Genomic DNA, 26,715 nt, shown 5'->3' on the forward strand with positions numbered 1-26,715 from the left:
CTCAGAGCGGATCCCAAAGCAATAGCCAATGACCAACATCCGGATCATCAGCTCGGGGTCGATCGATGGCCGGCCCGTGTGACTGTAGAAGGGCGCCAGGTGGCGGCGCAGATCGCTCAAGTCCAAGAAGCGCCCTATACCCCGCAGCAAATGATCCCGCGGTACATGGTCTTCCAGATTGAACGCGTAGAACAACGGCGCTTGGCTCGCGCCTTGGTTTCCCATCATGGCCCACTCCACCCCTCGAGTTGGTCGTGGCCTAAATCTAGAAGGTCAGCAGGAGTTTTTCAACACAATAGGTCGAAAGCAGCCATGACCCAGGAATTTGCCTAGTTCGGATACCGCGTTCGCGACATTTTTCACGCGTGCGGATCGCGCTTGCAACTGTCGGTTGCGCTTCCCGTCACACAGGCCGTACGATCGCGGCAGGAAAACATCGTGCCCGACCGCCTTATCCCTCGCTGCCGCGTGCATGCGGCGCTTCTCATCGGGTTCGCCGCTGCGCACGCGCATGCGCAGACCCCCGTCTCCAACCGCGCGGTTCTGGAGCCGCTGGCGGGCGTCCAGGTAAGCTACGAACGCCTGGGCCCGGACGGCAGCGCAAGCCCGCCTGGGCAGTTCGATGGGTTCCTCTCCACGCCGGCTGGCACCTTGCGCACGACGATCCATGCGGTGCCGCTCGCCAAACAGCAGTTCCAGCGTGGCGACACGAGCTTCGAATGGGCGACTCGCGTGCTCGGTGGGCAGCTGCAACTGCGTGACCTCCAAGCCGGTGGGACAGCCGCGGCTTGGCGGGGGCGGCTCGACGCCAGCCACACGGCCGAGACCGAGTATGAGTGGACGCCGGTCCGCAGCGGCCAAGCGCTGCGGCTAAACCAGAACTTTGGTGAAGGCCGCGTTGCCACGGTACGTCTGTCCAGCTCGAGGGCGGCCGCCGGCCAAGGCTCGCGTGGAGAGTTCGAATTCGTCCAGGACACTGGCAGGTCGCGCTGGAATGCCGGAATCGACGCGGCCGAACAAGGCTATGTTGCGACTGCCGGTGGTCCGGAGTCTGGCGTCGCCGGGCTCCTGGGCGCGCAATGGCTGCTCTTGCCGCACACGCGGTTGGAGGCCCGCTATAAGCGGAAGCTTCGAAGCGATGCGGAGAAGCCCCCGTCTTCGGTGTTGCTCGCCACGCGGTTCGACCTGCCGCACCGCCTCAGCCTGGTGACGAGCGTGGAGACGGACGCGAACGACCACAAGGCCTCGTTAACGCTCGCCGTGCCGCTGGAAATTCGCTGAGCTTCCGTGAACCAGCGGGGGTGCACCGGACTTCTTTTGACGATGTGAGCAAGGTTATGTCTGCGTCGGTCCACTCAGGGAACCGCACCGCAAACGACGTCTGCTTCTTTCGGGGCCAAGTACGGACATGCCCAAGCCATTCGCATCATCGGCTCGGAGTTCCGCAGGCGGCGGCCAACTTGACTGCTCCTCTGTGGACTCACTATGCTGGGTGCCTGCGAGGGGGATGATGAAGCTCAAAGCACGCTTACTGCCTTGGCGGCGTGGCGCCAGTTCCATTCGTCGCCCTTTTTCGAACCGGGCCACTAAGCAGGGCAACGTGCCGCCACCGTGCTAGGCGATCGGCCTAGTGTCACGCCGGCGCTGCCGAGCTCGCATTGACCCAGGCGGCGCACTTGAAGCGCTGGGAGTCGCCGATCAAGAGCTCGGGCGACAAGACCGAGTAGTCCGGCTTCACGCCTTGCCGCTCAGCCGCCGGGCGGCTTCCAGCACCGGCTTCACGTAGCGCTCGTCATAGCGGTGGCTGGGCATGGTGAGCGTGACGGCGGCCGCGATGGCGCCGTCCGCGTGGAACACCGGCGCGGAAATTCCGGCGACCTCGGCCAGCCGGTCGCCGGTGGCAGCGTAGTAGCCGCGCTCGCGGACTCCGGCCAACAGCTTGCGCTCCCGCGGCGGGGCGGCTTTGGCTAGCGCGGGATCGAACGCGGTTAATACCCGTCCCCCGGTTCCCCGGTCCAGCGGCAATACATCGCCGGCCTTGATGTGATCGCGGATGGGGTGGGGCGAGTCGACGCGGTACAGGCACAGCCGCGCATCGGCCTGGCGCACGTGATAGGCAGCGCTTTCGCCGGTGCTCTCCACCAGGGCGCGCAGTTCCGGCAGCACCAGGCTATCGAGCGAGAACGATGCCGCGTAGATCGCGTGCAGTCTCGCCACCTCGTTGCCCAGGGCGTAGCGGCCGTCGTCCCGGCGCAGAATCAATCCCGCATGTTCCAGCGAAGCCAGCAGCCGCAACACCGTGCTCTTGTAGAGGCGGGTGCGCTCGGCCAGCTCGGCCAGCGCCAGGGCGGTGTCGCCGCCGCGAAAGGCGCCCAATAGCGAGAGCGCGCGGTCCACCGCGGCGGCCCCGCCGGGCGCGGCGTCGGCGTCGGCGATGGATTCGGTCTGGGCTTTGCGGGGCATGGGTTGACATCCGGGCGCGCCTGCGCCATCATTTCATTAGAAAGAACACTGTTCTATCTTATAGAATTAACGGAAGGCGTCAAGAAGTTCATGCGAGACACGACGACACCCCAGGTGCTGATTAGCGAAGTGGGCCCGCGCGATGGCCTGCAGTCCGTCAAAGCGACCATGCCGACGCAGCGCAAGTTCGCATGGATAGACGCGCTGCACGCGGCGGGCCTGCGCGAGATCGAGGTCGCCTCTTTCGTGCCGGCAACACTGCTACCCCAGATGGCCGACGCATCGGAAGTGGTGCAGCATGCGCTGTCGCTGCCGGGGCTGACGGTGATGGCGCTGGTGCCCAACGTGCGCGGCGCGCAAGCCGCGCTGGCGGCGGGCGCGCATAAGCTCACCATTCCGGTGTCGGCCAGCGCCGCCCATTCGATGGCCAACGTGCGCAAGACACGCGAGCAGATGATCGACGAGCTGCGCGCCATCGTGGCCTTGCGCGACGAACGTGCGCCCGGGGTCAAGGTCGAGGCCGGCATTTCCACGGCCTTCGGCTGCACGCTGCAAGGTGAGGTTCCCGAAGACGAGGTGGTCTGGCTGGCCGCCCAATGCGCCGCGGCCGGCGTCGATGACGTAGGCCTGTCCGACACCACCGGCTATGCGAACCCCGCCCAGGTGCGGCGGCTGTTCCGCCGCGTGCGGGCGGAGATCGGCGACAAGACCGGCGCCGCCCACATGCACAACACCCGCGGCCTGGGCCTGGCCAATTGCCTGGCCGCTTACGACGAGGGCGTGCGCACCTTCGACTCATCGCTCGGTGGCCTGGGCGGCTGCCCTTACGCGCCGGGCGCCTCGGGCAATGTCGTTACCGAAGACCTGGTGTTCATGTTCGAGGCCATGGGCGTGTCCACCGGCGTCGATCTGAACCGGTTGATGGCGGCGCGCGAAGCCTTGAAGGCCGGCCTGCCGGGCGAGCCGATCTACGGCATGACGCCCGAGGCCGGCCTGCCCAAGGGTTTCGTGCAGGAGGCGATTCATGGCTGATCAATCCACCGAAAACAACTTGCCGCTGTCGGGCATCCGAGTGGTCGAGTTCACCCACATGGTGATGGGGCCGACCTGCGGCATGGTGCTGGCCGACTTGGGCGCCGAAGTGATCAAGGTCGAGCCGATGGGCGGCGACAACACGCGCAAGCTGCTGGGGTCCGGCGCTGGATTCTTTCCGCTGTTCAACCGCAACAAGAAGAGCATCGCGCTCGACCTGCAGCAGCCGCAGGGCCGTGAAGTCGCGCTGCGCCTGGTCGCCACCGCCGACGTGGTGAGCGAGAACTTCAAGCCGGGCACCATGAAGAAACTGGGCCTGGACAACGCCAGCCTGTGCAAGCTCAACGAGCGCCTCATCTACGTCAGCCACAAGGGCTTCCTGCCCGGGCCCTATGACCATCGCACGGCGCTGGACGAGGTGGTGCAGATGATGGGCGGGCTGGCGTACATGACCGGCCGGCCCGGCGATCCACTGCGCGCCGGCACCAGCGTCAACGACATCATGGGCGGCATGTTCGGCGCGATCGGCGCCATGGCGGCGCTGATGCAGCGGGCTCACACCGGCCGCGGCCAGGAGGTGCAGAGCGCCCTGTTCGAGAACAACGTGTTCCTGGTGGCCCAGCACATGATGCAGTTCGCGGTGACGGGCAAGCCGGCCGCGCCCATGCCCGGCCGCATCTCGGCCTGGGCCGTGTACGACGTCTTCACGGTGAAGGACGGCGAACAGATATTCCTGGCGGCCGTGAGCGACACGCAATGGAAGCTGTTCTGCGAGGCCTTTGGCTTCGCCGATCTCTATGCCGACCCGCGCCTGAAGACCAACAACGACCGGGTGCAGGCGCGCGACTGGATGATGCCCATCCTGCGCTCGCGGCTGGCCGATCGGAGCGCAGCGGATCTGAGCGCGGTGTTCGAGAAAAACGGCCTGCCGTTCGCGCCCATCACCCCGCCCGAAGACCTGTTCGACGATCCGCACCTGCGCGAAACCGGCGGCCTGGCTCCCCTGACCCTGCCCGACGGGCGCGCCACGCAGGTCCCGCTGTTGCCCCTGACGCTGGGCGGCGAGCGTCCCGGCGTACGCCTGCAGCCGCCCAAGCTGGGAGAACACGGCGGCGAACTGCTCGCCGAGCTGGGGTATGACCCAGCGCAGATCGAGGCGCTTCGCAGCGCCAAAGTCACGGTTACAAGCTAATCGCCTGACGTTACTCGTCCATTCGAGACTTTGATGCGCATAATCTGCGCGTGGACAAACTCAAGCAGCTTGAATCCTTCGCCTCGGTGGCGACCCGTGGCAGTCTCACCGCCGCCGCCAAAGCCGAAGGGGTCGCGCCCGCCATCATGGGCCGCCGCCTCGACGCGCTGGAGGAGCGCCTGGGGGTGAAGCTCCTGGTGCGCACTACGCGCCGCATCACGCTGACGCACGAGGGCAGCGCCTTTTTGGAAGATTGCCAGCGCCTGTTGTCCGACATCGCCAACGCCGAGGCCAGCGTCAGCGCGGGCGGCGTCAAGGCCAGCGGGCATCTGCGGATCACCGCGCCGGCCGGGTTCGGGCGGCGCCATGTGGCGCCGCTGGTGCCCAAGTTCCGCGAGCTGCATGCCGACGTGACGATCTCATTGAACCTGAGCGATCGCGTGGTCGACCTGGCGGGCGAGGGCTACGACTGCGCCGTGCGTGTGGGCGACCTGCCCGACTCATCGCTGGTGAGCGTGCGGCTGGCCGACAACCGGCGGCTGTGCGTGGCCACGCCGCAATACCTGAAACAGCACGGCACGCCCCAGCATCCCAACGAGCTGTCCAAGTTCGACTGCCTCACGCTGTCCAGCGACGCCTCGCAGACCCGCGGCTGGGCCTTTCGCATCCCCAAGCCGGAGGGCGGCGAGGTGGTTCATCTCAAGCCGGGCGGTCCGCTCGATTGCTCCGACGGCCAGGTGCTGCACGACTGGTGCCTGGCCGGCTACGGCATCGCCTGGCGCAGCACCTGGGAAGTGGAAAGCGAAATCGCCGCCGGCCGGCTGACCGAAGTGCTGGCCGAATTCGCCGCGCCCCCCAACGGCATCTACGCCGTGTTCCCCCAGCGCAAGCACCTGCCGTTGCGGGTGCGGCTTTGGATAGACTTCCTCAAGCACAACTACAGCCAGCCCGAGTTCTGGAAAACCTGATGACGCTCGAAGCCCTGCTTGCCTATGCGCACCTGCTGGCCATCCTGACGATGGTCGTGTTCATCTCCAGCGAGGCGGCGCTGTGCCGGCCCGAATGGATCAACGCCAAGGCCGTCGAGCGGCTGGGCAAGATCGACATGGTGTACGGCATCGCGGCCGGCGCCGTGCTGCTCACGGGGATCGCCCGTACCTGGTGGGGCATCAAGGGAACGCCCTGGTACTGGAGCAACGGCCTGCTGCACCTCAAGCTCGCGCTGTTCGTGGCGGTGGGGCTGATCTCGATCAAGCCGACGCTGATGTTCAGGCGCTGGGGCAAGCAGCTGGCGGCCGGCGGCGGCATGCCTGAGGAAGCCCAGATCCGGCTGGCGCGCAAGTGGGTCATGGTGCAGGCGCACCTGATCGCGGTGATCCCGCTGGCAGCGGTTTTTCTGGCGCGCGGCTATGGAACGCGCTGAACCTTAAAATTCGTCAATGCTCCTCGTCAAACAAGAATTGCTCGGCAGCCTGGCTGCCGAGCTGGAAAAGCTTTTCCCCGGCTCGGGCGATAAGGCGGTGTTCGAATCGCCCAAGGTGGCGGCCCACGGCGATTTCGCTTGCACCGCCGCCATGCAGTTGGCCAAACCCCTCAAGCAGAACCCCCGCCAGCTGGCTGAAAGCCTGCGCTCGGCCCTGCTGGCGGTGCCGTCCTTCGCGCGCTGGGTCGAGGCGATCGACATCGCCGGCCCCGGCTTCCTGAACATCAAGCTCAAGCCCGAAGCCAAGCAGCAGATCGTGAAGGAAGTGCTGGCCGCGGGCGCCGCTTTCGGCCGCCAGCCCGCGGCCGGCAAACGAGTGATGGTGGAATTCGTCTCGGCCAATCCCACGGGGCCGCTGCACGTGGGCCATGGCCGCCAGGCCGCGTTGGGCGATGCCATCTGCAACTTGTACGCCACCCAGGGCTGGGATGTGTACCGCGAGTTCTATTACAACGACGCGGGCGTGCAGATCGCCACGCTCGCCACCTCCACCCAGCTGCGCGCCAAGGGCTTCAAGCCGGGCGACCCCGAGTGGCCGGAAGCCGCCTACAACGGCGAATACATCGCCGAGATCGCCCAGGACTTCCTGGCCAAGAAGACCGTCAAGGCCGACGACCGCGAGTTCACCGCCAGCGGCGACGTGAACGACCTGGATTCCATCCGCCAGTTCGCCGTGGCCTACCTGCGCCACGAGCAGGACCTGGACCTGAAGGCCTTCGAGGTCCAGTTCGACCACTACTACCTCGAGTCCAGCCTCTACACCAGCGGCAAGGTCGCTGAGACCGTGCAGCGGCTGCAGCAGGCGGGCAAGACCTACGAGCAGGACGGCGCGCTGTGGCTCAAGTCCACCGACTACGGGGACGACAAGGACCGCGTGATGCGCAAGTCCGACGGCAGCTACACCTACTTCGTGCCCGATGTGGCCTATCACATCAGCAAGTGGGAACGCGGCTTCGCCAAGGCCGTGAACATCCAGGGCACCGATCACCACGGCACCATCGCGCGGGTGCGCGCCGGCCTGCAGGCCGCGGACGTGGGGATTCCGCTGGGCTATCCCGACTACGTGCTGCACACCATGGTGCGGGTCGTGCGCGGCGGCGAGGAAGTGAAAATTTCCAAGCGCGCCGGCAGCTACGTCACCTTGCGCGACCTCATCGAGTGGACCAGCAAGGACGCGGTGCGCTTCTTCCTGCTGTCTCGCAAGCCCGACACCGAATACACCTTCGATGTCGACCTGGCGGTGGCCCAGAACAACGACAACCCGGTGTACTACGTGCAATACGCCCATGCCCGCATCAGCTCGGTGCTGGCGGCCTGGGGCGGCGATGCGGCCACATTGAATGACGCGGACCTGTCGGCCCTGGGCAGCCCTCAGGCGTTATCACTCATGTTGCAGCTGGCCAAGTACCCGCAGATGCTGCAGGGCGCGGCAACGGATTTCGCGCCGCACGACGTCACCTTTTATCTGCGCGAACTGGCTGCCACCTACCATAGTTACTATGATGCCGAGCGAATCCTGGTGGACGACGAGGCCCTGCGCAATGCCCGGCTGGCGCTGGTCGCCGCCACGGCCCAGGTGTTGCACAATGGTTTGGCGGTGCTGGGCGTCAGCGCCCCCCGGAAGATGTAAGCGGCAGGAAATCAAGCAGTGAAAAACAGACAAACAGGCTCCGTCATCGTCGGCATCATCATCGGGGTGGTGCTCGGCTTGGCCGCAGCCTTGGCGGTCGCGGTTTATGTGACCAAGGTGCCCGTGCCCTTCATGAACAAGGGGCAAAGCCGTACGGCCGAGCAGGACGCGGCCGAGACCCGCAAGAACCGCGACTGGGATCCCAACGCCCCGTTGTACGGCAAGAACCCGGCCAAGACCGTTCCGCCGGCGCCGGCTGTGGTCGCGCCAGCCGCGCCCGCCGTGGCCACCATCCCCGCTCCGGCCACCGTGCCGGTCGCCCCTGCCGTGCGCGGCAAGCCTTCCGCCGATCCGCTGGGCGACCTGGCCTCGGCCCGAACAGCGACTCCCGGGGCCGACCCGTTCTTCTATTTCGTGCAGGCCGGCGCCTTCCGCACGGCCGAGGACGCCGAAGCCCAGCGGGCCAAGCTCTCGCTCATGGGCATCGACGCCAGGGTCACCGAGCGCGAGCAATCCGGTCGCCAGGTGTTCCGGGTGCGGGTGGGCCCCTTCGACAAGCGCGAAGAAGCCGACCGGCAGAAGGAAAGGCTTGAATCCGGCGGGGTCGAAACCGCGCTGGTTCGGGTGCAGCGCTAAAGCCGGACGCCCGCCGCCGGAACCTTCCGGCTGAGCTGGCCTCAGACCTTTCTCAGCAAGGAGTGAAAGCTACATGAACCGACGTGATTTTTCTGCGGGCGCCGCCTGCGTGCTGGCGACTGCCGCCCTGGGCCTGCCCGGCAGCCTGTTCGCCCAGATCAAGAAGCCGGATGAAGGTACGGAGTACCTGACGCTGGACAAGCGGGTGAGCTCGGACGCGCCGCAGGGCAAGGTCGAAGTCATCGAATTCTTCTGGTACAGCTGCCCGCACTGCAATGCCTTCGAGCCGCGGCTGGAGGCCTGGATCAAGAAGCAGCCCGCCGACGTGGTGATCAAGCGCGTGCCGGTGGCGTTTCGCGACGACTTCGTGCCCCAGCAGCGCCTGTTCTACACGCTCGAGGCCATGGGCAAGCTCGACGAACTGCACGGCAAGGTGTTCCAGGCGATCCACGCCAACCGCGAGCCGATCAACCGCGAAGACCTCATCCTCGCGTGGGCCGGCAAACAGGGCCTGGACACGGCCAAATTCAAGGAGCTGTACAACTCGTTCTCGGTGTCCAGCAAGGCCCGGCGCGCAATCCAGCTGCAGGAGGCATTCCAGGTGCAGGGCGTGCCCGCCATCGGCATCGCCGGGCGCTATTACACCGACGGCACCCTGGCAGGCAACATGGACCGGGCGCTGCAAGTCACCGACTACCTGATCGCGGAAGCCCGGAAGACTCGATAAAAACGAGCTCATTTGTCGCATCGAAAGCCCGCGCAGCGGGCTTTTTGCTTTCCACTGGCTACAATGCCAGAGCAAGATTCATGCCTCTATGAAACATTCCTACGTTCCGCTGTTGTTGTCGCTCGCCCTCGCGCTGTCGGGCGGCTTGGCCCGCGCTGAAAAGGCCGACCGGAACAAGCCGATGAATATCGAGGCGGATGCCCTGCGCTACGACGACCTGAAGCAGACCAGCATCTTCACCGGCAAGGTCGTGCTGACCAAGGGCACGATCGTGATCCGCGGCGCCCGGGTCGAGGTGCGGCAGGACCCGGAGGGCTACCAGTTCGGCGTGGTGACGGCCGAGCCGGGCAAGCTGGCGTTCTACCGGCAAAAGCGCGAGGGGGTGGATGAGTTCATCGAGGGCGAGGGCGAGGTCATCGAATACGACAGCAAGGCCGATCGCGTGAAGTTCATCAAGCGCGCCGAACTGCGGCGCTACCGCGGGGCCTCGCTCAACGACGAGGTCGTCGGCAGCCTGATCACGTATGACAACGGCACCGACGTGTTCAGCGTCGACGGCGGGCCCACCAGCCCGGCCGCCGGGGGCCGGGTCCGGGCCGTGCTGGCGCCGCGCGGCAGCGCATCGGCCCCGGCCGCGCCCGCCCAGCCCCCAGCGCAGCTGCGGCAGAGCACCACGCTGGACGGGGGCAAGAAGTGACGCAGCCGTCGCCGGCCGGGCGCAGTGCGGAACCTACGCCCGGCAACAGCCGGCTTCAGGCGCGGCACCTGCAGAAGTCCTACGGCAGCCGCAAGGTGGTCAAGGACGTTTCGCTCGAGGTGGACAAGGGCGAAGTGGTGGGCTTGCTGGGGCCCAACGGCGCCGGCAAGACCACTTCGTTCTACATGATCGTGGGCCTGGTGCGCGCCGACGCCGGCGAGATTTCGATCGACGGCCGGTCGGTCGAGCACATGCCGATCCACCGGCGCTCGCGCCTGGGCCTGTCGTACCTGCCGCAGGAAGCATCGATCTTCCGCAAGCTGAATGTCGAGGAAAACGTGCGCGCCGTGCTGGAACTGCAGCGCGACAGCGAGGGCCAACCCCTCAACCGCGCCGAGATCGACAAGCGCCTCACCACCTTGCTGCAGGACCTGCGGGTCGATCACCTGAGGGACTCGCCCGCGCTGGCCTTGTCCGGCGGCGAGCGCCGGCGGGTGGAAATCGCGCGCGCATTGGCGACGCAGCCGCGCTTCATCCTGCTGGACGAGCCTTTTGCGGGCATCGATCCGATCGCGGTGATCGAGATCCAGCGCATCATCGGCTTCCTGAAGTCGCGCGGCATCGGCGTGTTGATCACCGACCACAACGTGCGCGAAACGCTGGGCATCTGCGATCACGCGTACATCATCAGCGACGGCAACGTCTTGGCACAGGGCACGCCCTCCGAGATCGTGAACAACGCCGACGTACGCCGGGTCTATCTCGGCGAACATTTTCGAATGTAAATGGCCTGGTGTTCCCCATGAAGCAGGGTCTTTCGCTTCGTGTCTCCCAGCATCTGGCGTTGACGCCGCAGCTGCAGCAGTCGATCCGCCTGCTGCAGCTGTCCACGCTCGAACTCTCGCAGGAAGTCGAGCAGATGCTCGACGAGAACCCCTTCCTGGAGATGAGCCTCGACGAAGCCCCGCGCGAGGAATTCGGGCTGGCGCAGGCCGACGCCCCGGTGCCCGAAGAGGACCGCGAGACCGATTTCTCCGACTACGCGCCCGCGGCATCGGCATCGGCAACGGAAGCCGAGCCCGCTAACAGCGTGGAAGTCGAGGCGCCCAGCTGGGAGGGCGATGGCAGCACTGAAGTCATCCCCGACGACGGTGAGTGGGGCGGTGACGCGACGCCGCGAAAAAACAACCTGGGCGGCGACGAGGAGATGGACGCCACCAACCTCGCGCGTGCCCATGAGTCGCTGCAGTCCCACCTGCACCGGCAGGCCCTGTCGCTGCGCCTGTGCGAGGAAGACAGCTGCGCCTTGCGCTTCCTGATCGAATCGCTCAACGACGATGGCTACCTGGACGAGTCGCTGGAGTCGCTCGCCGCCGGCCTGGCGGAAGGCGATGCCGAACAGCAGGAAGAGTTGGTGCACCGTTTCACCGTGGCGCTGCGCTTGCTGCATCACCTGGACCCGGTGGGCGTGGGCGCACGGTCGCTCGGCGAATGCCTGTCGTTGCAGCTCAAGGCCATGCAGGACGACGGCGACGCCCATGTGGCCTGCGCCACGGCGCTGCGCATCTGCGCCCAGCCCATGGAACTGCTGGCGCGCCGCGATGTGAAGCGGCTGTCGCAGCTATGCGGCGACAGCGACGCCCAGGTTCGGGCGGCGATCGGCCTCATCACCCGGCTGGAGCCCAAACCCGGCCGGCGCTTCGTCGATGTGGAGCGCAACATCGTCATTCCCGACGTGCTGGTCACCAAGGCCGGCCGTGGCCAGCAGGCGCGCTTTCGCGTCCAGCTCAATCCCGACGTGATGCCCAGGCTGCGCGTGCACGACATCTACGCCGGCGCGCTCAAGTCGCACAAGGGCGAGGGCCACCAGGCGCTGCAGCAGCGGCTGCAGGAGGCGCGCTGGTTCATCAAGAATATCCAGCAGCGCTTCGACACCATCCTGCGCGTGTCCAACGCCATCGTCGAGCGCCAGAAGAATTTCTTCGTGCACGGCGAACTGGCGATGCGGCCCCTGGTGCTGCGCGAGATCGCCGACGAGCTGGGGCTGCACGAGTCCACGATCAGCCGGGTGACCACGGCCAAATACATGTCGACGCCCTATGGCACCTTCGAGCTCAAGTATTTCTTCGGCTCGGCGCTGGGCACTGAAACCGGCGGCAACGCATCCAGTACCGCGGTGCGTGCGCTCATCAAGCAGTTCGTGGCGTCCGAGAACCTGAAGAAGCCGCTGTCGGACAGCCAGATCTCCGACATGCTGAAGGAACAAGGCATAGAGTGCGCGCGCCGCACCGTCGCAAAATACCGCGAGGCGCTGCGCATCGCGCCCGCCAATCTAAGAAAAGCCTTGTGAACCAACTTCAGCTATTCCTGCCTTGCGCCGCCGGCGTCGAGGGCTTTCTCGCCGACGAGGTGCATCGCCTGACGGGCCTGGCCGGCGACGACCTGCTCACCGGCCGCGGCGGCGTGATGCTGCGCGCATCCTGGCGCGACGCGATGCGGCTGAACCTGCACAGCCGTCTGGCGCAGCGCGTGCTGGTGCAGCTGTCCCATACGCCTTACCGCAGCGAGAACGACCTGTACGAGGCGGCCAGCGCCGTGGCCTGGGAGATCTGGTTCACCACCAAGGAGAGTTTCAAGGTCGAGGTGACGGCGCAGCACAGCCCGCTGAAAAGCCTGAACTTCGCCGGGCTCAAGATCAAGGACGCGGTGGCCGACCGCTTTCGCAACAAGCGCGGCGAGCGGCCGAATGTCGATACCCAGTGGCCCGACATCCGCATCTACGCCCACCTCACCACCGACACTGCCACGCTCTACATCGACACCTCGGGCGAGCCGCTCTTCAAGCGCGGCTGGCGCGAGGACAAGGGCGAGGCGCCGCTGAAGGAAACCCTGGCCGCGGCCATGATCGCCGCCAGCGGCTGGGACGCCGCGACGCCGCTGTACGACCCCTGTTGCGGCAGCGGCACCATCGCCATCGAAGCCGCGCAGGTGGCCTGCAACATCGCGCCGGGCCAGCTGCGCAGCTTCGCCTTCGAGAAAATGCTGCCTTACCAGGCCCATGTCTGGAAGGCGCTGTGGGAAGAGGCCAGGGCGCAGCAGCGGCCGGCGAGCGCGCCGGTCTTCGGCAGCGACGTGGCCTTTCGCATGGTCGATTTCGCGACACGCAACGCGGGCCGCGCCGGCGTCGCCGACACGGTGCAGCTGCGCGGCGGCGACGCCTTGCAGCGCATGCCGCCCAGCGAGGAGCCCGGCGTGATGCTGGTCAACCCGCCCTATGGTGAGCGCATCGAGACCGCCGGCGTGGCCGGCCGCAGCCAGGGTGGACGTGAACGCGCCGAAACCGAGGACGGCGGTGACTTCTTCAATCAGCTGGCCGCCCATTGGAAGAAGAACTACCCGGGCTGGACCGCCTGGATCCTCACCCCCGACCTGAAGCTGCCATCGCGCATGCGGCTGAAGGAATCGCGCCGCGTGCCGATGTGGAACGGGCCGATCGAATGCCGGCTGTTCCGCTTCGACATGGTCAAGGGCTCGGCCCGCGCCAAAGATGCAAGCCCTGGTTCTTGATACCAACATCGTCCTGGACCTGTTCGTCTTCGACGACGCGGCGGCCAAGCCGCTGAAGGCCGGGCTGGAGCGGGGCGACTGGGGCTGGGTGGCGACCCAGGCGATGCGGGACGAGCTCGAACGCGTGCTGGACTACCCGCACATCGGCTCCCGGCTGGCCTTCTACCAATTGCAGGCGGCCGACGTGCTGGCGGGCTTCGATCGCCACGCCCGCATCGTGGAAGTGCCGGCCAAGGCGGGCCTCACTTGCAGCGACCCGGACGACCAGAAGTTCATCGACCTGGCGGTGCAGCACAGGTGCCTTCTGCTGAGCAAGGACGCCGCGGTGCTCACCATGAAAAAGCGCCTGGCGGCCCTCGAGGTCAGCGCGCTGTGCGCAATCCCGGCCTCTGTTACTTGAACTGCGGCTGTCGCTCGAGGAACTTGCTCAGATTGGCCGCTGCCTGGGCGCGCACCTTGTTGCGTATCACCGGCGTCCAGCCCAGCAGCACGCCCGGCGCACCCAGGGCCTGGCGCGACCAGCGCCAGAAGTCGAAGCGGTCCTTGTGCCGCGCGATCTGTCCGGCCGGGTTGAATTCGAAGTTCGCGTCGATGCTGTTGTCCACGATGCGGCCGGTGGCGCTGAAGCGATAGTGCGCGTCCCAATGCGCGGCGCCGCGGGTCGCGTCGGCCCGTATATCGCGATAGTCCAGTTTCCAGACGTCGGCGCCCTTGGCCCGCATTGCCTCGCACAGCATGCGCCACATCCCTGTCACTTCGCGCTTGCCGCGCAGCGCGAACACCTCGTCGTCGAACACGGCGTCGGGCGCGTAACAGCGCGCCATGGTGTCCGCGTCCAGCCGGGCGAAGGCGCCGTAGAACATCTCGATGGTCTGCTGGTTGGGGTGCATTTCGTTTCCCTGTAACTAGAGCGCTTTGGGTATGGCGGCTGCGAGGAAATCGTACACCGCGCGGATACGCGGGCTGGTGCGAATTTCGCGGTGCACGGTGAGCCAGATCGGAATGGGCGGGATCTTGAGCGTGGGCAACAGCGGCACCAGCTGGCTGTCGGTACGCGCCAGGTAGTCGGCGAGGAACCCCACGCCCAGGCCGGCCCGCACGGCTTCCCAATAGGCGATCAGGTCGTCGGTGCGAAAGGCAAAGGCCTCGCGCCCCACCGGATGGCCGAAGCCGGCGAAGGCGCGCAGGATCGCTTCGTCGCGATCGCCGCCGATCAGCTCATGGTTCAGCAGGTCGGCGATCTGCCGCGGCGTGCCGCGGCGTCGCAGGTAGTCGCGATGCGCGTAGGTGCCGAGCGTGACCCTGGCGATGCGCTTGGCCACCAGGCTGGCCTGGTCGGGCTGGACCATGCGCAGTGCGATGTCGGCTTCGCGGCGCAGCAGGTTGCTCACCTGGTTGCTCGCCACCAGCTCGACCTGTACGTCGGGCAGGGCCGTGCGCATCTGCGCCAGCACCGGCGGCATCACGAAGCAGGCGACCGGCTGGCTGGCGGTGATGCGCACGCTGCCGGAAATGCCGGCCTGCGCGCCGGAGACGCTGCGCACCAACTGATCCGCGCTACCTTCCATGGCCCTGGCCGAGTCGGCCAGCCGCGCCGCCATCTCGGTCGGCAGCAAGCCGCGCCCGGTGCGTTCGAACAGCACCACCCCCAGCTGACTTTCCAGCTCGGCGATATGACGCCCCAGCGTGGGCTGGGTGGATCCCAGCGCGCGGGCTGCGCCCAGCAGGCTGCCATGGTCGAGCGCGGCCAGGAATGAACGGATCAGGCTCCAGTCGAATTGGCTATTCATTCTTGAATAACTGATATGGATGGTTAGGCGATTGTGGAATAGGCGAGAGGTTTCCACAATGACGCTATCGCCACTTCATTGCCGGAGTCCTCCATGCCCTCAGCCTCTTGCGTTCTCATCCTCGGTGCCCGCGGCCGCTTCGGCCTGGCCGCTACCCGGGCTTTCGCCCAGGCCGGCTGGAAGGTCTATGCCCAGGTGCGGCCTGGCGCGAGCGGCCCGGCCATCGCCGGCGTGCAGTGGTTGCAAGCGCAGCCCGGCGACACGGCTGCGCTTGCGGCGGCGGCGAATGGAGCCGACGTGGTGGTCCAGGGCTTGAGCCCGCTCTACACCCACAAGGCCTGGGCCGCCGACATGCCTGGCCTGACGCAAGCGGCCATCGACATCAGCCGCAAGCTGGGCGCCACCTTGCTGTTGCCCGCCAGCGTCTACAACTTCGGCGCCGCGATGCCGCCGGTATTGCACGAGGACACGCCGCAGCGGCCCACCACCTTCAAGGGACGCATGCGCGTCGCCAGCGAGCAGCAGATCCGCGAGGCGACGCAGGACGGCCGCATGAAGGCCGTGGTCATCCGCGGGGGCGACTTCTTCGGCAGCGGCACGGGTTCGTGGCTGGACCTGGTGATGGCCAAACAACTGCGGCAAGGCAAGTTCACCTACCCCGGCGCGCTGGATGTGCCGACCACCTGGGCCTACCTGCCGGACATGGCACGCAGCTTCGTCAAGGTGGCCGAACAGCGGCACCGGCTGCCGGCGTTCGAGACCCTGCATTTCGGCGGCTATCAGCTCACGGGGCAGGATTGGGTCGATGCGGTGGCCCCCATCGCACGGGAACAGGGCTGGGTGAAATCCGATGCGGCCTTGCGCGTGACATCCGTCTCATGGACGCTGATGCGCGCACTCGGCCTGTTCATTCCGACCGTGGCCGCTTTGTGCGAGATGCGCTACCTGTGGCGCACGCCGTATGCGCTGGCCAACGCCCGGCTGGTGGCGCTGATCGGCGAGGAGCCGCGCACGCCGTTCCCGCAGGCCTTGCGCAAGGCCCTGGACGAACTGGGGATGTTGGCGCCCAATAGCGCTGCGGCCGGATGGGTCTCACTGTCGCCGCGTTGAAGGAGACTGCCATGGACCGTCGCCAATTCATTCGCGTTGCCGGCGGCGGCGTCATCGCCTCGGCTGTCGCGCTTCCGCTCGCCGGCTGCTCCAGCGACTACCCGGCCGAAGCGGTGCAAGCCTGGCAAGGCCCCGGGGCCGATGGCGGCGACGTGCGCCGCTGGATCCTGAGCTACGCGATCCTCGCGCCGCACTCGCACAACCTGCAGTCCTGGTTGGTCGACCTGCGCCAGCCCAACGAGATCTGGCTGTACTGCGATCTCACGCGGTTGCTGCCGGAAACTGATCCGTTCTCGCGCCAGATCATGATGAGCCAGGGCACCTTCCTGGAACTGCTGGATCTGGCCGCGCGGCGCCGGGGCCTGCGCGCGGACATCGAGCTGTTCCCCGAAGGCGAATTCGGCCCCGACAAGCCGGATAGGCGGCCCACGGCGCGCATTCGCTTGGCCCCGGACGCAACCGTCGCCCCGGACCCGCTGTTCGAGCAGATCCTCAGGCGCTGCACCAACCGCGAGGCCTATGAATCGCGCGAGCCGGCCGCAGCCGCGGTGAAGGCCATTGCCGACAGCGTGGCCGCCTTCCCCATCCGCACCGGCTTCGTCGGCGCGGCCGAGCCGCAGGCCCTGCAGCAGCACCGCGCGATCGCGATGGAAGCCTGGCGCATCGAGCTGGTGACGCCGCGCACGATCATGGAGTCGTACAAGGTGCTGCGAGTCGGGCCGCGGGAGATTGCGCAGCACCGCGATGGCCTGTCCATCAACACTCCGATAGTGCGGGCCCTCACGGCGTTGGGCCTGTTCGACCGCAGCAAGGCGCCGGGGCCCGATGACGCGGCGACCACCGGGCAGATCAAGGATTTCAATGCCAAGATCGCGGGCACTCCGGCCTTTTTCTGGATGGTGACCGAGGGCAATGGGCGCAAGACCCAGGTCAACGCGGGCCGCGCCTATGCGCGCGCACAATTGGCCGCCACGGCGCAGGGGCTGTCCATGCAGCCGCTCTCGCAGGCCCTGCAGGAATATCCCGAGCAGGCCCAACCGTACGCGCAGATCCATTCACTGCTGGAGGCGCCGCCGCGCTACACCGTGCAGATGTGGACGCGCCTGGGCTTTGCACCGCCGGTGGGTCCGGCGCCGCGGCGCGGCGTGGACGCCCACGTCCTCAAGGCTTGACGCAAGTCAGGTTTCGGTTTCCTGCGCCAGCCGCAGCAGCAGGGCGTCGAACGCGTACGCCACTGTGGCGGCGCGGACGGCGGCGCGGTCGCCATCGAAGCGCTTCACCTCGCTGGTCAGGCGTCCGTCGACCATGAAGCCGAACCAGACGGTGCCCACGGGCTTGTCCTTGCTGCCGCCGCTGGGGCCGGCGATGCCGGTCACCGCCACGCTGACTCGCGCGCGTGAATGACGCACCGCGCCGAAGGCCATGGCCCGCGCCACCACTTCGCTCACCGCGCCGTGGGTGTGGATGAGGGCCGCGTCCACGTCCAGCAGCTCGGTCTTCGCCTCGTCGGAATAGGTGACGAAGCCGCGCTCGAACCAGTCGCTAGACCCGGCCAAGTCGGTGCAGGCCGCGGCGATCATCCCGCCGGTGCAGCTCTCGGCCGTTGCCAGCATCCAGCCGCGGTCCACCAGGGCCGCCGCCAGCTCTTTTGCGTCTCTCATGCCCAGAACCTCCATATCGCAATGACCAGCAGCGTGCAGAAGGCCGCCACCAGGTCGTCGAAGATGATGCCGAAGCCGCCGCGCCAGCCGAAGCCGTGGAACAGGTCGTCGGCCCAGGCCACGGGCCCGGGCTTGACCGCGTCGAACACGCGGAACAGCGCAAATGCGATGAACTGGCCCCAGAAGCCCACGGGCATCAACAGCCACAGCACGATCCAGAAGGCCACCACTTCGTCCCAGACGATGCTGCCCGGGTCCAGCACGCGCATGCGCCCCGCCGTGACGGTGCAGGCCCACCAGCCGATAGCCAGCGATGCCGCGATCACCCAACCGATGGTGGCGGGCGACAACCAGCTTTGCATCACGACGAACGCAAGCCAGGCCCAGAGGGTTCCCGCGGTGCCGGGCGCGACCGGCGACAGGCCGGAGCCGAAACCCAGCGCAATGCAATGGGCCGGATGCGACAGCATGAAACGCGGGGTGGGCCGGATCAGGGGCGGGCGCAGCGGCGGGTTGAGCGGGATGTTCATGGGTTCTGGAGGGCGAGGGCGCCTGGTTTGCCGGAGCAGCTGCCATGGCGCTTTCGGAATTCTCGCGGCGAAACCGGCGCGTCGCCACGCCACAAACCCAGCCCGGCTTTTCTCGCGTGCGCTTGCTGCCGGGCGTAGGGGCCGGGATCATTGTGGAAGCGATACGACCATGCATAGCCGCGCTTGACCATCCATGCGCCCAGGTCGTCGTCGCCCAGGCTGACGTGCGCCAGCGCGCGATGGTAGCTGTCGGTCGCGCGGCTTCGCACTTCCACTTGCCGGCGCAGCACGCGGGCAGCCAGCGCGTCGCGCGCCTGGCTGCCGAACGCCTGGCAGATTTCCGGCGCGTCGATGCCCTGCAGGCGGATCTGGCGCGGCGCCCCACCCGACGCCGGGCGCACCCACAGCGTATCGCCGTCGGTCACATGGGTCACTGTGCCGGCGAAGTCGCCGGCTGTTGCCGAGACGGAAGCGGCCAGCAGCAAGCTCGTGCCGATGAGGTGCCGCCAGCGCATCATGGCGACGCGAAGTGATCGAAGGAGCCGTAGTGTTTCTGCATCGCCCGGCCGGCGCCATCCAGCAACCGGATGCCGGGGGTGGATTCGATCTGGCCGATGCGGGTGACGCTTGTGCCCGACTGATTGGCCGCGGCCTGGACGGCTTCGCGCTGGGCCGCTGGTGCGGTGAAGGCAAGCTCGTAGTCGTCGCCGCCGGCGAGCACATATTCCAGTTGCAGCTCGGCATTCAATTGGCCCGCAGACGCCATCAGCGTGGCCGCTGGTTCGGCGTGGATCGACGCGCCCACGCCGGACTGCCGCAGCACATGACCCAGGTCGCCGAGCAGGCCGTCGCTGATGTCGATGGCCGAAGTGGCGATGCCGCGCAGCGCCTGGCCCAGTGCGACGCGCGGCGTCGGCTGCTCCATGCGCGCGCGCGCCGCCTCGAAGACTTCAGCCGGCACGGTCAGTGTCCCGCGGAACACCTCCAGCGCCAGCCGCGCGTCGCCCAGCGTTCCGCTCACATAGATGTCGTCGCCGGCTCGCGCCCCCGAGCGCAGCAAGGCTTGGCCTTGCGGGACTTCGCCGAAGACAGTGATGCAGATGTTCAGCGGGCCGCGGGTGGTGTCGCCGCCCACCAGCTCGCAGCCGTGCATGTCGGCCAACGCCAGCAGTCCGCGCGAAAAGGGCTCCAGCCAGGCTTCTTCGGCCCGGGGCATGGCCAGGGCCAGAGTGAAAGCCAGGGGCTTGGCGCCGCAGGCAGCCAGATCGCTCAGGTTCACCGCCAGTGCCTTGTGCCCCAGCTTTGACGGCTCGACGGTGGAAAGAAAGTGCCGGCCCTCGACCAGCATGTCGGAAGACACGGCCAGCTGCATGCCCGGCGCGGGTGAAAGCAAGGCGCAGTCGTCGCCGATGCCCAAGGTATGGCGGCGGACGGGGCGCTTGAAGTAGCGGTCTATGAGGTCGAATTCACCCATGGGGCGATTGTCGCGGTAACTGTTCCATACCTACGCGGTTCGCTTTACAGCTGGTTGCATAGCATGCTAAAGTTCGCAAAAATTCAGGGGGCTCCAATGAGAGTTACAAGCATCGCTCGCGTACAGCGGGCTCTTGCATTGCTGTTCAAGCTGCACATTCTGGCGATCATTTTTTTGTGGAGCCCGATCACCGCGGCACAGACAGATGACTGGCCGGTCTTCAACTCCTACGACTTGCGTTACTTGTGGGGCGACCGCTATCCGTTCAGCCCCAACTTCCCAACCGCGCAGGAGGCCTGCGCCTTCGCGTGGAAGCCCCAAGGCCAGGTTCGACAACGCAACAATGGGCACTTTTACGCGATCTACAGCTACCTGGGCGCCGGGGTGCCGAACAGCCCCGCAAAGCGCTACTGCATGTCCAGGTATTTGCCGACGGCCGGCGGGCCCGCCGTGGATGACTCAGCGGACTACATCGTTACCGGCTACGGCATGGTGACTTTGGCGGAGATCAAGCTGCGGGGAGGTGACCACACGAAAGCCCTTCCTGCCGGGCCCGCCTTGCCACATGTCGCGGAAGTCACGCAGAACGGCGCGCCCGTCAGCGGCAAGGCTGTCAGCATCCTTGCCGGTAGCAGGCACATCAGCGGAGTGACAGACAGTGCCGGGCAGTTCCATTTCCCGTACATTCCGCCTTATACCGGGGGCATCACAGAAGCGGTCACGGCATCGTGCAGCGGTTGCGTCAAAACCGCACAGAAATCCGTGCAGGTCCATGCGAACGAAAGCTGCGAACGCAAGGGCAACCCCATCCTTCCAGCCACGGGAGAGAAGGAGCAGATCGAATCCGACTGGGCCGACGCCAGCCCGCATGGGTTGAGCTTCACACGCCACTACCGCAGCTACTCCATGCTGCAGGCGGGCTTGGGCCCCCGGTGGTCGCACAACTATGCGGCAGGACTCACAGGCGGCGACCTCGAGGCCATCGTGGACCTGCCCGGCGGCGACAAGGCCTTGTTTCGCCGCGGCAGCAATACGTCCGCCTGGGTCGAAGACAGCCGCCGCGACAGTCTGGCCGACACCGTCGGTGGCAAGATCTATACCCGCGCTGCCGATGAAAGTCGCTGGCAGTTCGATGCCGCAGGTAAGCTCATATCCGTCACCCAGCGCAACGGCTGGACCATGAGCCTTGCATACGACTCGGCCAACCAGCTCACCCGCGTCGTCAACGCGTTCGGCCGCGCAATTCAATTCGGCTATGACGCGCAAGGACGGCTCACCGGCATCAGTACTCCTGACGGCAAGTCCATCGCCTATGGTTACGACGGCCTGGGCCGATTGGCCAGCGTCATCTACCCGGACAACGGTTCCCGCAACTACCTGTACGAGGACCCGCGTCACACCGCAGCGCTCACGGGTGTCGTCGACGAAGCTGGTACCCGCTACGCCACCTTCACCTATGACCAGGCAGGCCGTGCCACCTCCACCAGTCATACGGGCGGTGCGGACAGCTATAGCGTTAGTTATCTGCAAGGCGACACCGGCAGCACTCTGGTTGCCGGCGGCACGGTGGACCCCGCCATCTATCGCACCACCGTCCAGATCAGCGACCCACTGGGCACCACCCAGAGCTATACATGGGTGGGCGGCGATGGCCAAGTCCGACTTTCGAGCGCCAGTGGCGCGGCCGATGGCAATCAATTGGCCAATCGCAGTCTTGGCGCTTACAACCTGCCTGAGCGCGAAACCGATTTTCTCGGCATCTCCACCGCCTACACCTGGGACCTGAGTCGCCAGCTCCAGCTGTCCACCACCAGAGCCGAAGGCCGGCCTGAAGCGCAGACCAGTTCCGCGGAGTGGCACCCGAGTTTCCGTCTGCCTTCCAGGATTACTGAGGCCGGCCGGAGCACAGCCTACAGCTACGACAACCTGGGCAACACGCTCAGCGAAACGATCACCGACACGGCGACCGGCGAAGCGCGTAACTGGCGGTGGACATACAACGCCCAAGGCCTGCCTGACTCCATGACGGACCCAAAGGGCGGTGTGTGGAAGTACGGCTATGACACTGCCGGCAATCTCACCAGCGCCAAGAACCCGCTGGGCCACGAAGCAAGCTACAGCTACGACGCGGCCGGCCGCGTCACCAGCCAGACCGCGCCGAATGGCTTGATCACGGCCTACAGGTATGACGCACGTGGCCGCCTTGTTTCGCAAAACCGCGGCGGCGAAATCTCCACCTTCGGCTACACGCCAGCTGGCCAGCTGGCCAGCGCAAGCCTGCCCAACGGCTTCCAGACCAGCTACAGCTACGACGCCGCCCAGCGTCTGATCGCTGCCACTGATAACCGCGGCAACAGCGTGAACTACACGCTGGATGCGATGGGCAACCGCATCCGCGAGGAAGTCAAGGACGCTACGGGCAACATCGCCCTGGTTACGGCCCGCGTCATCAACAGCTTGAACAAGGTCGCCGCCATCCAGGGCTCGGTCGGCCAGACTACGCAACTCGCCTACGACGCCAACGGCGAGCCCATCGCGCAGACCGACCCACTGAACCAGACCACCCGGCAAGCGCTGGACGGATTGCGCCGGACGACTGCCACCACGTTTGCGGACAACACCTCGGCCACTCAAGCCTGGAACCAGCTGGATCAACTCACCAAGGTCACCGACCCCAAGGGTGTTGCGACCAGCTACCAGACCAATGCCTTCGGCGAAGTCATGAGCGAGACGAGCCCTGACATCGGCGTGATGACGTACACGCGTGATGCCAACGGCGAGGTGACCAGCATCCAGGACGCTAAAGGCCAGGTCAACCACATCGAGCGCGACGCGTTGGGCCGGCCCACCGTCATCGAATACGCGCAAGGCCACAATGCCAACTTCAGCTATGACGCTGCCGGCCACGTCACACGCATCGAAGACAAATCGGGTGGCACGATCTACCAGCGCAATGCCCAGGGCCGCATCCTGGCTAAGACCCAGACCGTCAACGACAACCCGAGCAGTCCGACGCAGCTCTCCATCACCTACGGCTACCAAGGCGGCGAACTCTCCAGCATCGGCTACCCCAGCGGGCTGAAGGTGTTCTACAAACGCGCAGCCGGCCGCATCACCGACATCGACGTTCAAGAGCCGGCGAGCCGCGGCAAGACATCGGCTGTCATCCCGTTCGTGAGTGACCTGACCCACACCGCGCTGGGCCAGCCCAAATCCTGGCGATGGAACAGCGGGGATGCGGCCAGTCGGACCTTTGACACCGATGGCCGGATGACCCAAAGCGAGATCGCCAGCTACAGCTACGACGTAGCCTCGAAGATCACGGGCATCACCCAAAGCCTGTGGGCGCAGCGCACCGTCACGATGGTGGTCAACGGCAAGAGCCAGACAATCACCGAGCTGTACCAGACCCCCATCAGCTGGACGGCCAGCTATGACGCCAGGAGCCGCCTGACCAGCTTTGCGAGAGCGGGCGCGGAGACCAAATACAGCTACGACGCCAACAGCAACCGCCTGACAGGGATCGACCAAACCACCGGCGACGTGGATCTGGAAGGCGCTTTCGATCAGCCCCACTTCACCCAGTCCGCCAGTCAGAGCCTGAACATCGACGCCGCCAGCAACAAGCTGCTGGGCTTCACCCAGACGGTAACCAAGACCCACGGCGGCAACCCCGTCAGTAGCGTCACCAGCAACGTCAACTACAGCATCGACGCCAACGGCGCGATGACCAGCGACGGTTTGCGCACCTTCGAATACGACGATTCAGGCCGCCTGGCCAAGGTCAAGATCGTCAAGGATGGTGAAGCCGCAGCGGTGGACTACATGTACAACGCTATCGGCCAGCGCGTCTTTAAGAGCGAGCCGCAAGCCGAGCAGACGCTACCCAAAGAGGAAGACCTCGGGCCTGGGTTTATGAATTGGCTGAAGAAGCAATTCGGCTGGATGTTCACCAAGGGCAGCGGGGCCAAGGCCAGCATCGGCATGGCCTTCGTCTACGGCGACAGTGAAATTCCGCAGTGGGCGCTGCTGGGTGAGTATGACAACGGATCAGCGCTGGGCAAGGGCAGGACCGAATACATCTGGCTGCCGACGGAAGACGGGCAGGCTATCCCGATCGGGCTGTACAAGAATGGCAAGTTCTATTCCGTCCACAGCGATCACTTGGGCACGCCCAGGCTGATGACCGATCAGGACAGGAAGCCGCTGTGGCAGTGGCCTTACTCGGGGTTTGGTAGTAACAGGACCACAGGGCCACTCGCAGCAATCACCATCAGCAGCAATCAAGCCGCGCTGAAGCGCACGAAGCCTCTCATTGAAGTCAACCTTCGCTTTGCAGGGCAGTACTTCGATGACGAGGACAATCTCGCGGACAACCACTTCCGGCTATATCAGCAGACGCAGGGCAGGTACACTCAGCCGGACCCGATAGGGCTTGTAGGAGGATGGAACCGGTTCAGCTACGTGGAGGGGAATCCCTTGATGTACACGGACCCTGAAGGGTTGGTGGCACAAGGCATTGTAGATTTCGGCGCCGGCATGGGAGACGTAATACTGTTTGGCCAAGGGCAGCGTCTGCGCGATCTATTCGATGTAGATGGTGGTATCGATCAGTGCTCCGACGAATACAGTGCAGGGGAATGGGCTGGTATTGCAGCCAGCATGGCGACCGGGCTAGCAGGAGGTCTAAAAGCCGCGGGTGCAAAGGGTGCTGGCAAGGAGTTCTCGCATTGGATTCCCAATCGAATGGGTGGACCGCGGTCAACGTGGAACGGTAACTTCGTGCCGGCCGCGACGCATGCACTTTCGGATCCCTATCGCTATAGATTCATGCCGAGGCCGTGGAAGGCACAAAACCCGATGCCGAATGCGGCTTCGCAGCAATGGACGCGTATTCCCAACGCGTACAAAGGCGGCGCTGCTGGTGCTGGATATGGCGCGGCGGGCGCCGCGCAGACAGGATGCTCATGCCGTCGTTGAAATCTTTACTGGGCGCCCTATTCGGCGCATCGAACCGACTCTCTGATCTGGAGAAGCGGATTCTGGTCTACGTTCGAGCACAGCTTGCCGAGCGGCTCCTTCCCCTGTGGGACAAACAGATCCATGCGATCAACAAAGTTCAAAGACTGCCTGAAGGCGTCGAAGTCAACTTCTATCGGATGAGGGGCGGCCGCCCAACCTTTGACGCTGAGTTGGCATTTCCAAATAAGGCCGAGGAGCTGCAGCTCGCGAAGCTGGAAATGAAGCTTGCGAACGTTCGCCAGAAGCTCGTTGCGCGCGTTTGGTGTGTCAAGGGCTTCCTCTTTTCGATCGAGTACGAGGGAAGCATCAACTACTTTGAAGAGGCCGCAGGTTTGGATACACCGTCGGAGCTGCACATTGACTGTGAGTTGACCGCAGACTTAGCTGCTCCACACTGAAACCTCCTGCGAAAAAGAGCCACCTGCAAGCCCTCTTGGCCCGCCAAGGCTGTGGGTTCCGGATGGCCTTGCTTCGCCCGCCCGTTAGGTCCTGATTGGTCGATGACGGCCAGAAGCGCGGAGTAGCTCATTTTCGGCGGTTCAGGGAACCATGTTGAGCAGAAGCTGCGTGATAGATCACTCCCGTCCCCGAAACCGCAACGCCCCCTGCCTCACCACCTCCGCCAGCAACCGCTCACGGCCCTGCTTTTCCCGCAGCCATCGCGCATCGTTGGTGCCCAGCTCCGCGTCCTCGCTGAGCAGCTGCACGCCATGGCTGGCGCCTAGCTTGCGGGCGTGGTCGCCGACGCGCCTGAGGGTCTGCACGATGTGGTCGCGCAGCGGCATGTGCTGGCCGGTGGGCGGGTCCACATAGACGGCGTCCAGGCCGAAGCGGCAGGCCTGGAAGCGGTTGTAGGTATAGACCATGTAATCGTCTTCCTGGGGCATGAACGGCTGCTCGTGCAGGAACCACGAAGCCAGCGCCTGCACGAATCCCGCCAGCGCGGCGGCACGCTCCACCGTCAGCGGCGTGTCGAACACGCGGATCTCGATGGTGCCGTATTCGGGCTTGGGACGGATGTCCCAATAGAAGTCCTTCATGCTCTTGACCACGCCGGTGCGGGTGGTCTTGGAGAAGAACTGGCCGAACTCGTCCCAGCTCAGGGTGAAGGGGGCGCGGCCGGACATGGGAAAGGCGAACACCGAATTCAGCCGCGCGGAATCGAACTGCGTGTCCTGGCCCTGCACGAACGGCGAAGAGGCCGACAGCGCGATGAAGTGCGGGATGTAGCGCGACATGCGGTGCAGCATCAGCAGCGCGGCGTCCGGGTCGGGGCAGCCCACGTGCACGTGCTGGCCGAAGATGGTGAACTGCTTGGACAGGTAGCCATACAGCTCGGAGAGTTCGCGAAAGCGCGGCCGGTCGTAGATGCGCCGCTCATGCCACAGCTGGAACGGATGGGTGCCGCCGCCGACGATTGCGATGTTGAGCTTGTCGGCGCACTTCACCAGCGCGTCGCGGATCTGCGAGAGTTCCGCCAGCACCTGCGAGGGCGTTTCGCAGACACCGGTGGAGATTTCGATCATGCTCGAGGTCATCTCCGGCACGACCGAGCCCGGCAGCGTGTACTTGGCCATCAGCCGCAGCATCTCGTCGGAGTAGGGCGCCAGGTCGTAGTCGTGGGTGTTGACCAGCTGCAACTCCAACTCCACCCCCAGCGAGAGCGCCGCCGACTTCTGGAAGGGCTCCAGGACGATGGGT

At 65.8% G+C, this 26,715-nt stretch carries 26 protein-coding genes; 17 read left to right on the forward strand and 9 right to left on the reverse strand.

What is annotated here, in order from left to right; translation table 11 throughout:
* A partial coding sequence (locus tag HNE04_RS26505) for a transposase (protein WP_172226505.1) occupies positions 1-228 on the reverse strand: 228 nt, incomplete at its 3' end.
* Positions 229-438: 210 nt separating this feature from the next.
* On the opposite strand from HNE04_RS26505, the gene HNE04_RS26510 reads away from it, so the two are divergent.
* Positions 439-1,281, forward strand: a complete 843-nt coding sequence (locus HNE04_RS26510; protein WP_172226508.1) for a hypothetical protein — start codon at positions 439-441, stop codon at positions 1,279-1,281.
* Positions 1,282-1,734: 453 nt separating this feature from the next.
* Here HNE04_RS26510 and HNE04_RS26515 read toward each other — a convergent pair whose 3' ends face one another.
* Positions 1,735-2,463: an IclR family transcriptional regulator gene (locus HNE04_RS26515; protein ID WP_172226511.1), complete on the reverse strand. Its 729-nt coding sequence runs from the start codon at positions 2,461-2,463 to the stop codon at positions 1,735-1,737.
* 90 nt (positions 2,464-2,553) lie between these two features.
* On the opposite strand from HNE04_RS26515, the gene HNE04_RS26520 reads away from it, so the two are divergent.
* From HNE04_RS26520 to HNE04_RS26575, 12 genes are all read left to right on the forward strand, one after another.
* Complete coding sequence (locus HNE04_RS26520; RefSeq protein WP_172226513.1) at positions 2,554-3,495, forward strand: hydroxymethylglutaryl-CoA lyase; 942 nt, start codon at positions 2,554-2,556, stop codon at positions 3,493-3,495.
* Entirely contained in the window at positions 3,488-4,687 is a 1,200-nt protein-coding gene (locus tag HNE04_RS26525; RefSeq protein WP_172226516.1) for a CaiB/BaiF CoA transferase family protein, read from the forward strand. The genes HNE04_RS26520 and HNE04_RS26525 overlap by 8 nt, the downstream gene beginning before the upstream one ends.
* A gap of 50 nt (positions 4,688-4,737) precedes the next feature.
* On the forward strand, positions 4,738-5,655 hold the full coding sequence (locus tag HNE04_RS26530) for a LysR family transcriptional regulator (protein WP_172226519.1): 918 nt from the start codon (positions 4,738-4,740) through the stop codon (positions 5,653-5,655).
* Entirely contained in the window at positions 5,655-6,110 is a 456-nt protein-coding gene (locus HNE04_RS26535) for a DUF2214 family protein (protein WP_172226522.1), read from the forward strand. Before HNE04_RS26530 ends, HNE04_RS26535 begins: the two co-directional genes overlap by 1 nt.
* Positions 6,111-6,126: 16 nt before the next feature.
* Positions 6,127-7,800 (forward strand): arginine--tRNA ligase, encoded by a 1,674-nt coding sequence (gene argS / locus HNE04_RS26540; protein ID WP_172226525.1) that lies wholly within the window; start codon positions 6,127-6,129, stop codon positions 7,798-7,800.
* A gap of 18 nt (positions 7,801-7,818) precedes the next feature.
* Positions 7,819-8,436, forward strand: coding sequence for an SPOR domain-containing protein (locus HNE04_RS26545; protein ID WP_172226528.1), 618 nt, complete (start codon positions 7,819-7,821; stop codon positions 8,434-8,436).
* 73 nt (positions 8,437-8,509) lie between these two features.
* A complete protein-coding gene (locus HNE04_RS26550) occupies positions 8,510-9,163 on the forward strand; it encodes a thiol:disulfide interchange protein DsbA/DsbL (RefSeq protein ID WP_172226531.1) in 654 nt (217 codons plus the stop codon).
* Positions 9,164-9,251: 88 nt separating this feature from the next.
* Positions 9,252-9,860, forward strand: a complete 609-nt coding sequence (lptA, locus tag HNE04_RS26555; protein WP_172226534.1) for a lipopolysaccharide transport periplasmic protein LptA — start codon at positions 9,252-9,254, stop codon at positions 9,858-9,860.
* Complete coding sequence (lptB, locus tag HNE04_RS26560; protein WP_172226537.1) at positions 9,857-10,645, forward strand: LPS export ABC transporter ATP-binding protein; 789 nt, start codon at positions 9,857-9,859, stop codon at positions 10,643-10,645. The genes lptA and lptB overlap by 4 nt, the downstream gene beginning before the upstream one ends.
* Before the next feature lie 17 nt (positions 10,646-10,662).
* Positions 10,663-12,210: an RNA polymerase factor sigma-54 gene (locus tag HNE04_RS26565; RefSeq protein WP_172226540.1), complete on the forward strand. Its 1,548-nt coding sequence runs from the start codon at positions 10,663-10,665 to the stop codon at positions 12,208-12,210.
* Positions 12,207-13,427 (forward strand): THUMP domain-containing class I SAM-dependent RNA methyltransferase, encoded by a 1,221-nt coding sequence (locus tag HNE04_RS26570; protein WP_172226543.1) that lies wholly within the window; start codon positions 12,207-12,209, stop codon positions 13,425-13,427. The genes HNE04_RS26565 and HNE04_RS26570 overlap by 4 nt, the downstream gene beginning before the upstream one ends.
* The gene (locus HNE04_RS26575; RefSeq protein ID WP_172226546.1) at positions 13,408-13,827 is read left to right on the forward strand and encodes a PIN domain-containing protein; all 420 of its coding nucleotides are present in this window, start codon (positions 13,408-13,410) and stop codon (positions 13,825-13,827) included. The genes HNE04_RS26570 and HNE04_RS26575 overlap by 20 nt, the downstream gene beginning before the upstream one ends.
* Here the strand turns inward: HNE04_RS26575 and HNE04_RS26580 are convergent.
* Both HNE04_RS26580 and HNE04_RS26585 read right to left on the reverse strand, forming a co-directional pair.
* Complete coding sequence (locus HNE04_RS26580; protein WP_172226549.1) at positions 13,820-14,317, reverse strand: nuclear transport factor 2 family protein; 498 nt, start codon at positions 14,315-14,317, stop codon at positions 13,820-13,822. The genes HNE04_RS26575 and HNE04_RS26580 overlap by 8 nt on opposite strands.
* Positions 14,318-14,332: 15 nt before the next feature.
* Complete coding sequence (locus HNE04_RS26585) at positions 14,333-15,217, reverse strand: LysR family transcriptional regulator (RefSeq protein WP_172226552.1); 885 nt, start codon at positions 15,215-15,217, stop codon at positions 14,333-14,335.
* A gap of 93 nt (positions 15,218-15,310) precedes the next feature.
* On the opposite strand from HNE04_RS26585, the gene HNE04_RS26590 reads away from it, so the two are divergent.
* Positions 15,311-16,327: an NAD-dependent epimerase/dehydratase family protein gene (locus HNE04_RS26590; RefSeq protein ID WP_172226555.1), complete on the forward strand. Its 1,017-nt coding sequence runs from the start codon at positions 15,311-15,313 to the stop codon at positions 16,325-16,327.
* A gap of 11 nt (positions 16,328-16,338) precedes the next feature.
* Entirely contained in the window at positions 16,339-17,499 is a 1,161-nt protein-coding gene (locus HNE04_RS26595) for an Acg family FMN-binding oxidoreductase (protein ID WP_172226558.1), read from the forward strand.
* Between the two features lie 6 nt (positions 17,500-17,505).
* Here HNE04_RS26595 and HNE04_RS26600 read toward each other — a convergent pair whose 3' ends face one another.
* The 4 genes from HNE04_RS26600 to thiL are packed head-to-tail and all read right to left on the reverse strand — an operon-like array spanning position 17,506 to position 19,992.
* Entirely contained in the window at positions 17,506-17,988 is a 483-nt protein-coding gene (locus HNE04_RS26600; RefSeq protein ID WP_235965462.1) for a CinA family protein, read from the reverse strand.
* Entirely contained in the window at positions 17,985-18,518 is a 534-nt protein-coding gene (locus HNE04_RS26605) for a phosphatidylglycerophosphatase A family protein (RefSeq protein WP_172226564.1), read from the reverse strand. The genes HNE04_RS26600 and HNE04_RS26605 overlap by 4 nt, the downstream gene beginning before the upstream one ends.
* The gene (locus tag HNE04_RS26610; RefSeq protein WP_235965463.1) at positions 18,515-19,036 is read right to left on the reverse strand and encodes a thermonuclease family protein; all 522 of its coding nucleotides are present in this window, start codon (positions 19,034-19,036) and stop codon (positions 18,515-18,517) included. Before HNE04_RS26610 ends, HNE04_RS26605 begins: the two co-directional genes overlap by 4 nt.
* Entirely contained in the window at positions 19,033-19,992 is a 960-nt protein-coding gene (gene thiL, locus HNE04_RS26615; RefSeq protein WP_172226567.1) for a thiamine-phosphate kinase, read from the reverse strand. The genes HNE04_RS26610 and thiL overlap by 4 nt, the downstream gene beginning before the upstream one ends.
* 96 nt (positions 19,993-20,088) lie before the next feature.
* Between thiL and HNE04_RS26620 the strand changes: the two genes are divergently transcribed.
* Together HNE04_RS26620 and HNE04_RS26625 are read left to right on the forward strand one after the other, a co-directional pair.
* Positions 20,089-24,972 carry an RHS repeat-associated core domain-containing protein gene (locus HNE04_RS26620; RefSeq protein WP_172226570.1) on the forward strand — a complete coding sequence of 1,628 codons (4,884 nt, stop codon included), beginning with the start codon at positions 20,089-20,091 and terminating at the stop codon, positions 24,970-24,972.
* Positions 24,960-25,412 (forward strand): hypothetical protein, encoded by a 453-nt coding sequence (locus tag HNE04_RS26625; protein WP_172226573.1) that lies wholly within the window; start codon positions 24,960-24,962, stop codon positions 25,410-25,412. Before HNE04_RS26620 ends, HNE04_RS26625 begins: the two co-directional genes overlap by 13 nt.
* Before the next feature lie 177 nt (positions 25,413-25,589).
* On the opposite strand, the gene HNE04_RS26630 is transcribed toward HNE04_RS26625, so the two are convergent.
* A complete protein-coding gene (locus HNE04_RS26630; protein ID WP_172226624.1) occupies positions 25,590-26,711 on the reverse strand; it encodes a YbdK family carboxylate-amine ligase in 1,122 nt (373 codons plus the stop codon).
* Positions 26,712-26,715: the final 4 nt, after the last annotated feature.

The organism is Caenimonas soli (genome assembly GCF_013155545.1).
Taxonomy (GTDB): Bacteria; Pseudomonadota; Gammaproteobacteria; order Burkholderiales; family Burkholderiaceae_C; genus Ramlibacter; species Ramlibacter soli.

Excerpts from the sequence above, each read along its gene's own strand:
- HNE04_RS26595 (WP_172226558.1), top strand. The coding sequence starts at position 16,339 with ATGGACCGTCGCCAATTCATTCGCGTTGCCGGCGGCGGCGTCATCGCC.
- lptA (WP_172226534.1), top strand. The coding sequence starts at position 9,252 with ATGAAACATTCCTACGTTCCGCTGTTGTTGTCGCTCGCCCTCGCGCTG.
- HNE04_RS26550 (WP_172226531.1), top strand. The coding sequence starts at position 8,510 with ATGAACCGACGTGATTTTTCTGCGGGCGCCGCCTGCGTGCTGGCGACT.
- HNE04_RS26620 (WP_172226570.1), top strand. The coding sequence starts at position 20,089 with ATGAGAGTTACAAGCATCGCTCGCGTACAGCGGGCTCTTGCATTGCTG.
- argS (WP_172226525.1), top strand. The coding sequence starts at position 6,127 with ATGCTCCTCGTCAAACAAGAATTGCTCGGCAGCCTGGCTGCCGAGCTG.
- HNE04_RS26610 (WP_235965463.1), bottom strand. The coding sequence starts at position 19,036 with ATGATGCGCTGGCGGCACCTCATCGGCACGAGCTTGCTGCTGGCCGCT.
- HNE04_RS26580 (WP_172226549.1), bottom strand. The coding sequence starts at position 14,317 with ATGCACCCCAACCAGCAGACCATCGAGATGTTCTACGGCGCCTTCGCC.
- HNE04_RS26625 (WP_172226573.1), top strand. The coding sequence starts at position 24,960 with ATGCCGTCGTTGAAATCTTTACTGGGCGCCCTATTCGGCGCATCGAAC.
- HNE04_RS26520 (WP_172226513.1), top strand. The coding sequence starts at position 2,554 with ATGCGAGACACGACGACACCCCAGGTGCTGATTAGCGAAGTGGGCCCG.
- HNE04_RS26575 (WP_172226546.1), top strand. The coding sequence starts at position 13,408 with ATGCAAGCCCTGGTTCTTGATACCAACATCGTCCTGGACCTGTTCGTC.
- HNE04_RS26525 (WP_172226516.1), top strand. The coding sequence starts at position 3,488 with ATGGCTGATCAATCCACCGAAAACAACTTGCCGCTGTCGGGCATCCGA.
- HNE04_RS26585 (WP_172226552.1), bottom strand. The coding sequence starts at position 15,217 with ATGAATAGCCAATTCGACTGGAGCCTGATCCGTTCATTCCTGGCCGCG.
- HNE04_RS26515 (WP_172226511.1), bottom strand. The coding sequence starts at position 2,463 with ATGCCCCGCAAAGCCCAGACCGAATCCATCGCCGACGCCGACGCCGCG.
- HNE04_RS26590 (WP_172226555.1), top strand. The coding sequence starts at position 15,311 with ATGCCCTCAGCCTCTTGCGTTCTCATCCTCGGTGCCCGCGGCCGCTTC.
- thiL (WP_172226567.1), bottom strand. The coding sequence starts at position 19,992 with ATGGGTGAATTCGACCTCATAGACCGCTACTTCAAGCGCCCCGTCCGC.
- HNE04_RS26600 (WP_235965462.1), bottom strand. The coding sequence starts at position 17,988 with ATGAGAGACGCAAAAGAGCTGGCGGCGGCCCTGGTGGACCGCGGCTGG.
- HNE04_RS26605 (WP_172226564.1), bottom strand. The coding sequence starts at position 18,518 with ATGAACATCCCGCTCAACCCGCCGCTGCGCCCGCCCCTGATCCGGCCC.
- HNE04_RS26535 (WP_172226522.1), top strand. The coding sequence starts at position 5,655 with ATGACGCTCGAAGCCCTGCTTGCCTATGCGCACCTGCTGGCCATCCTG.
- HNE04_RS26565 (WP_172226540.1), top strand. The coding sequence starts at position 10,663 with ATGAAGCAGGGTCTTTCGCTTCGTGTCTCCCAGCATCTGGCGTTGACG.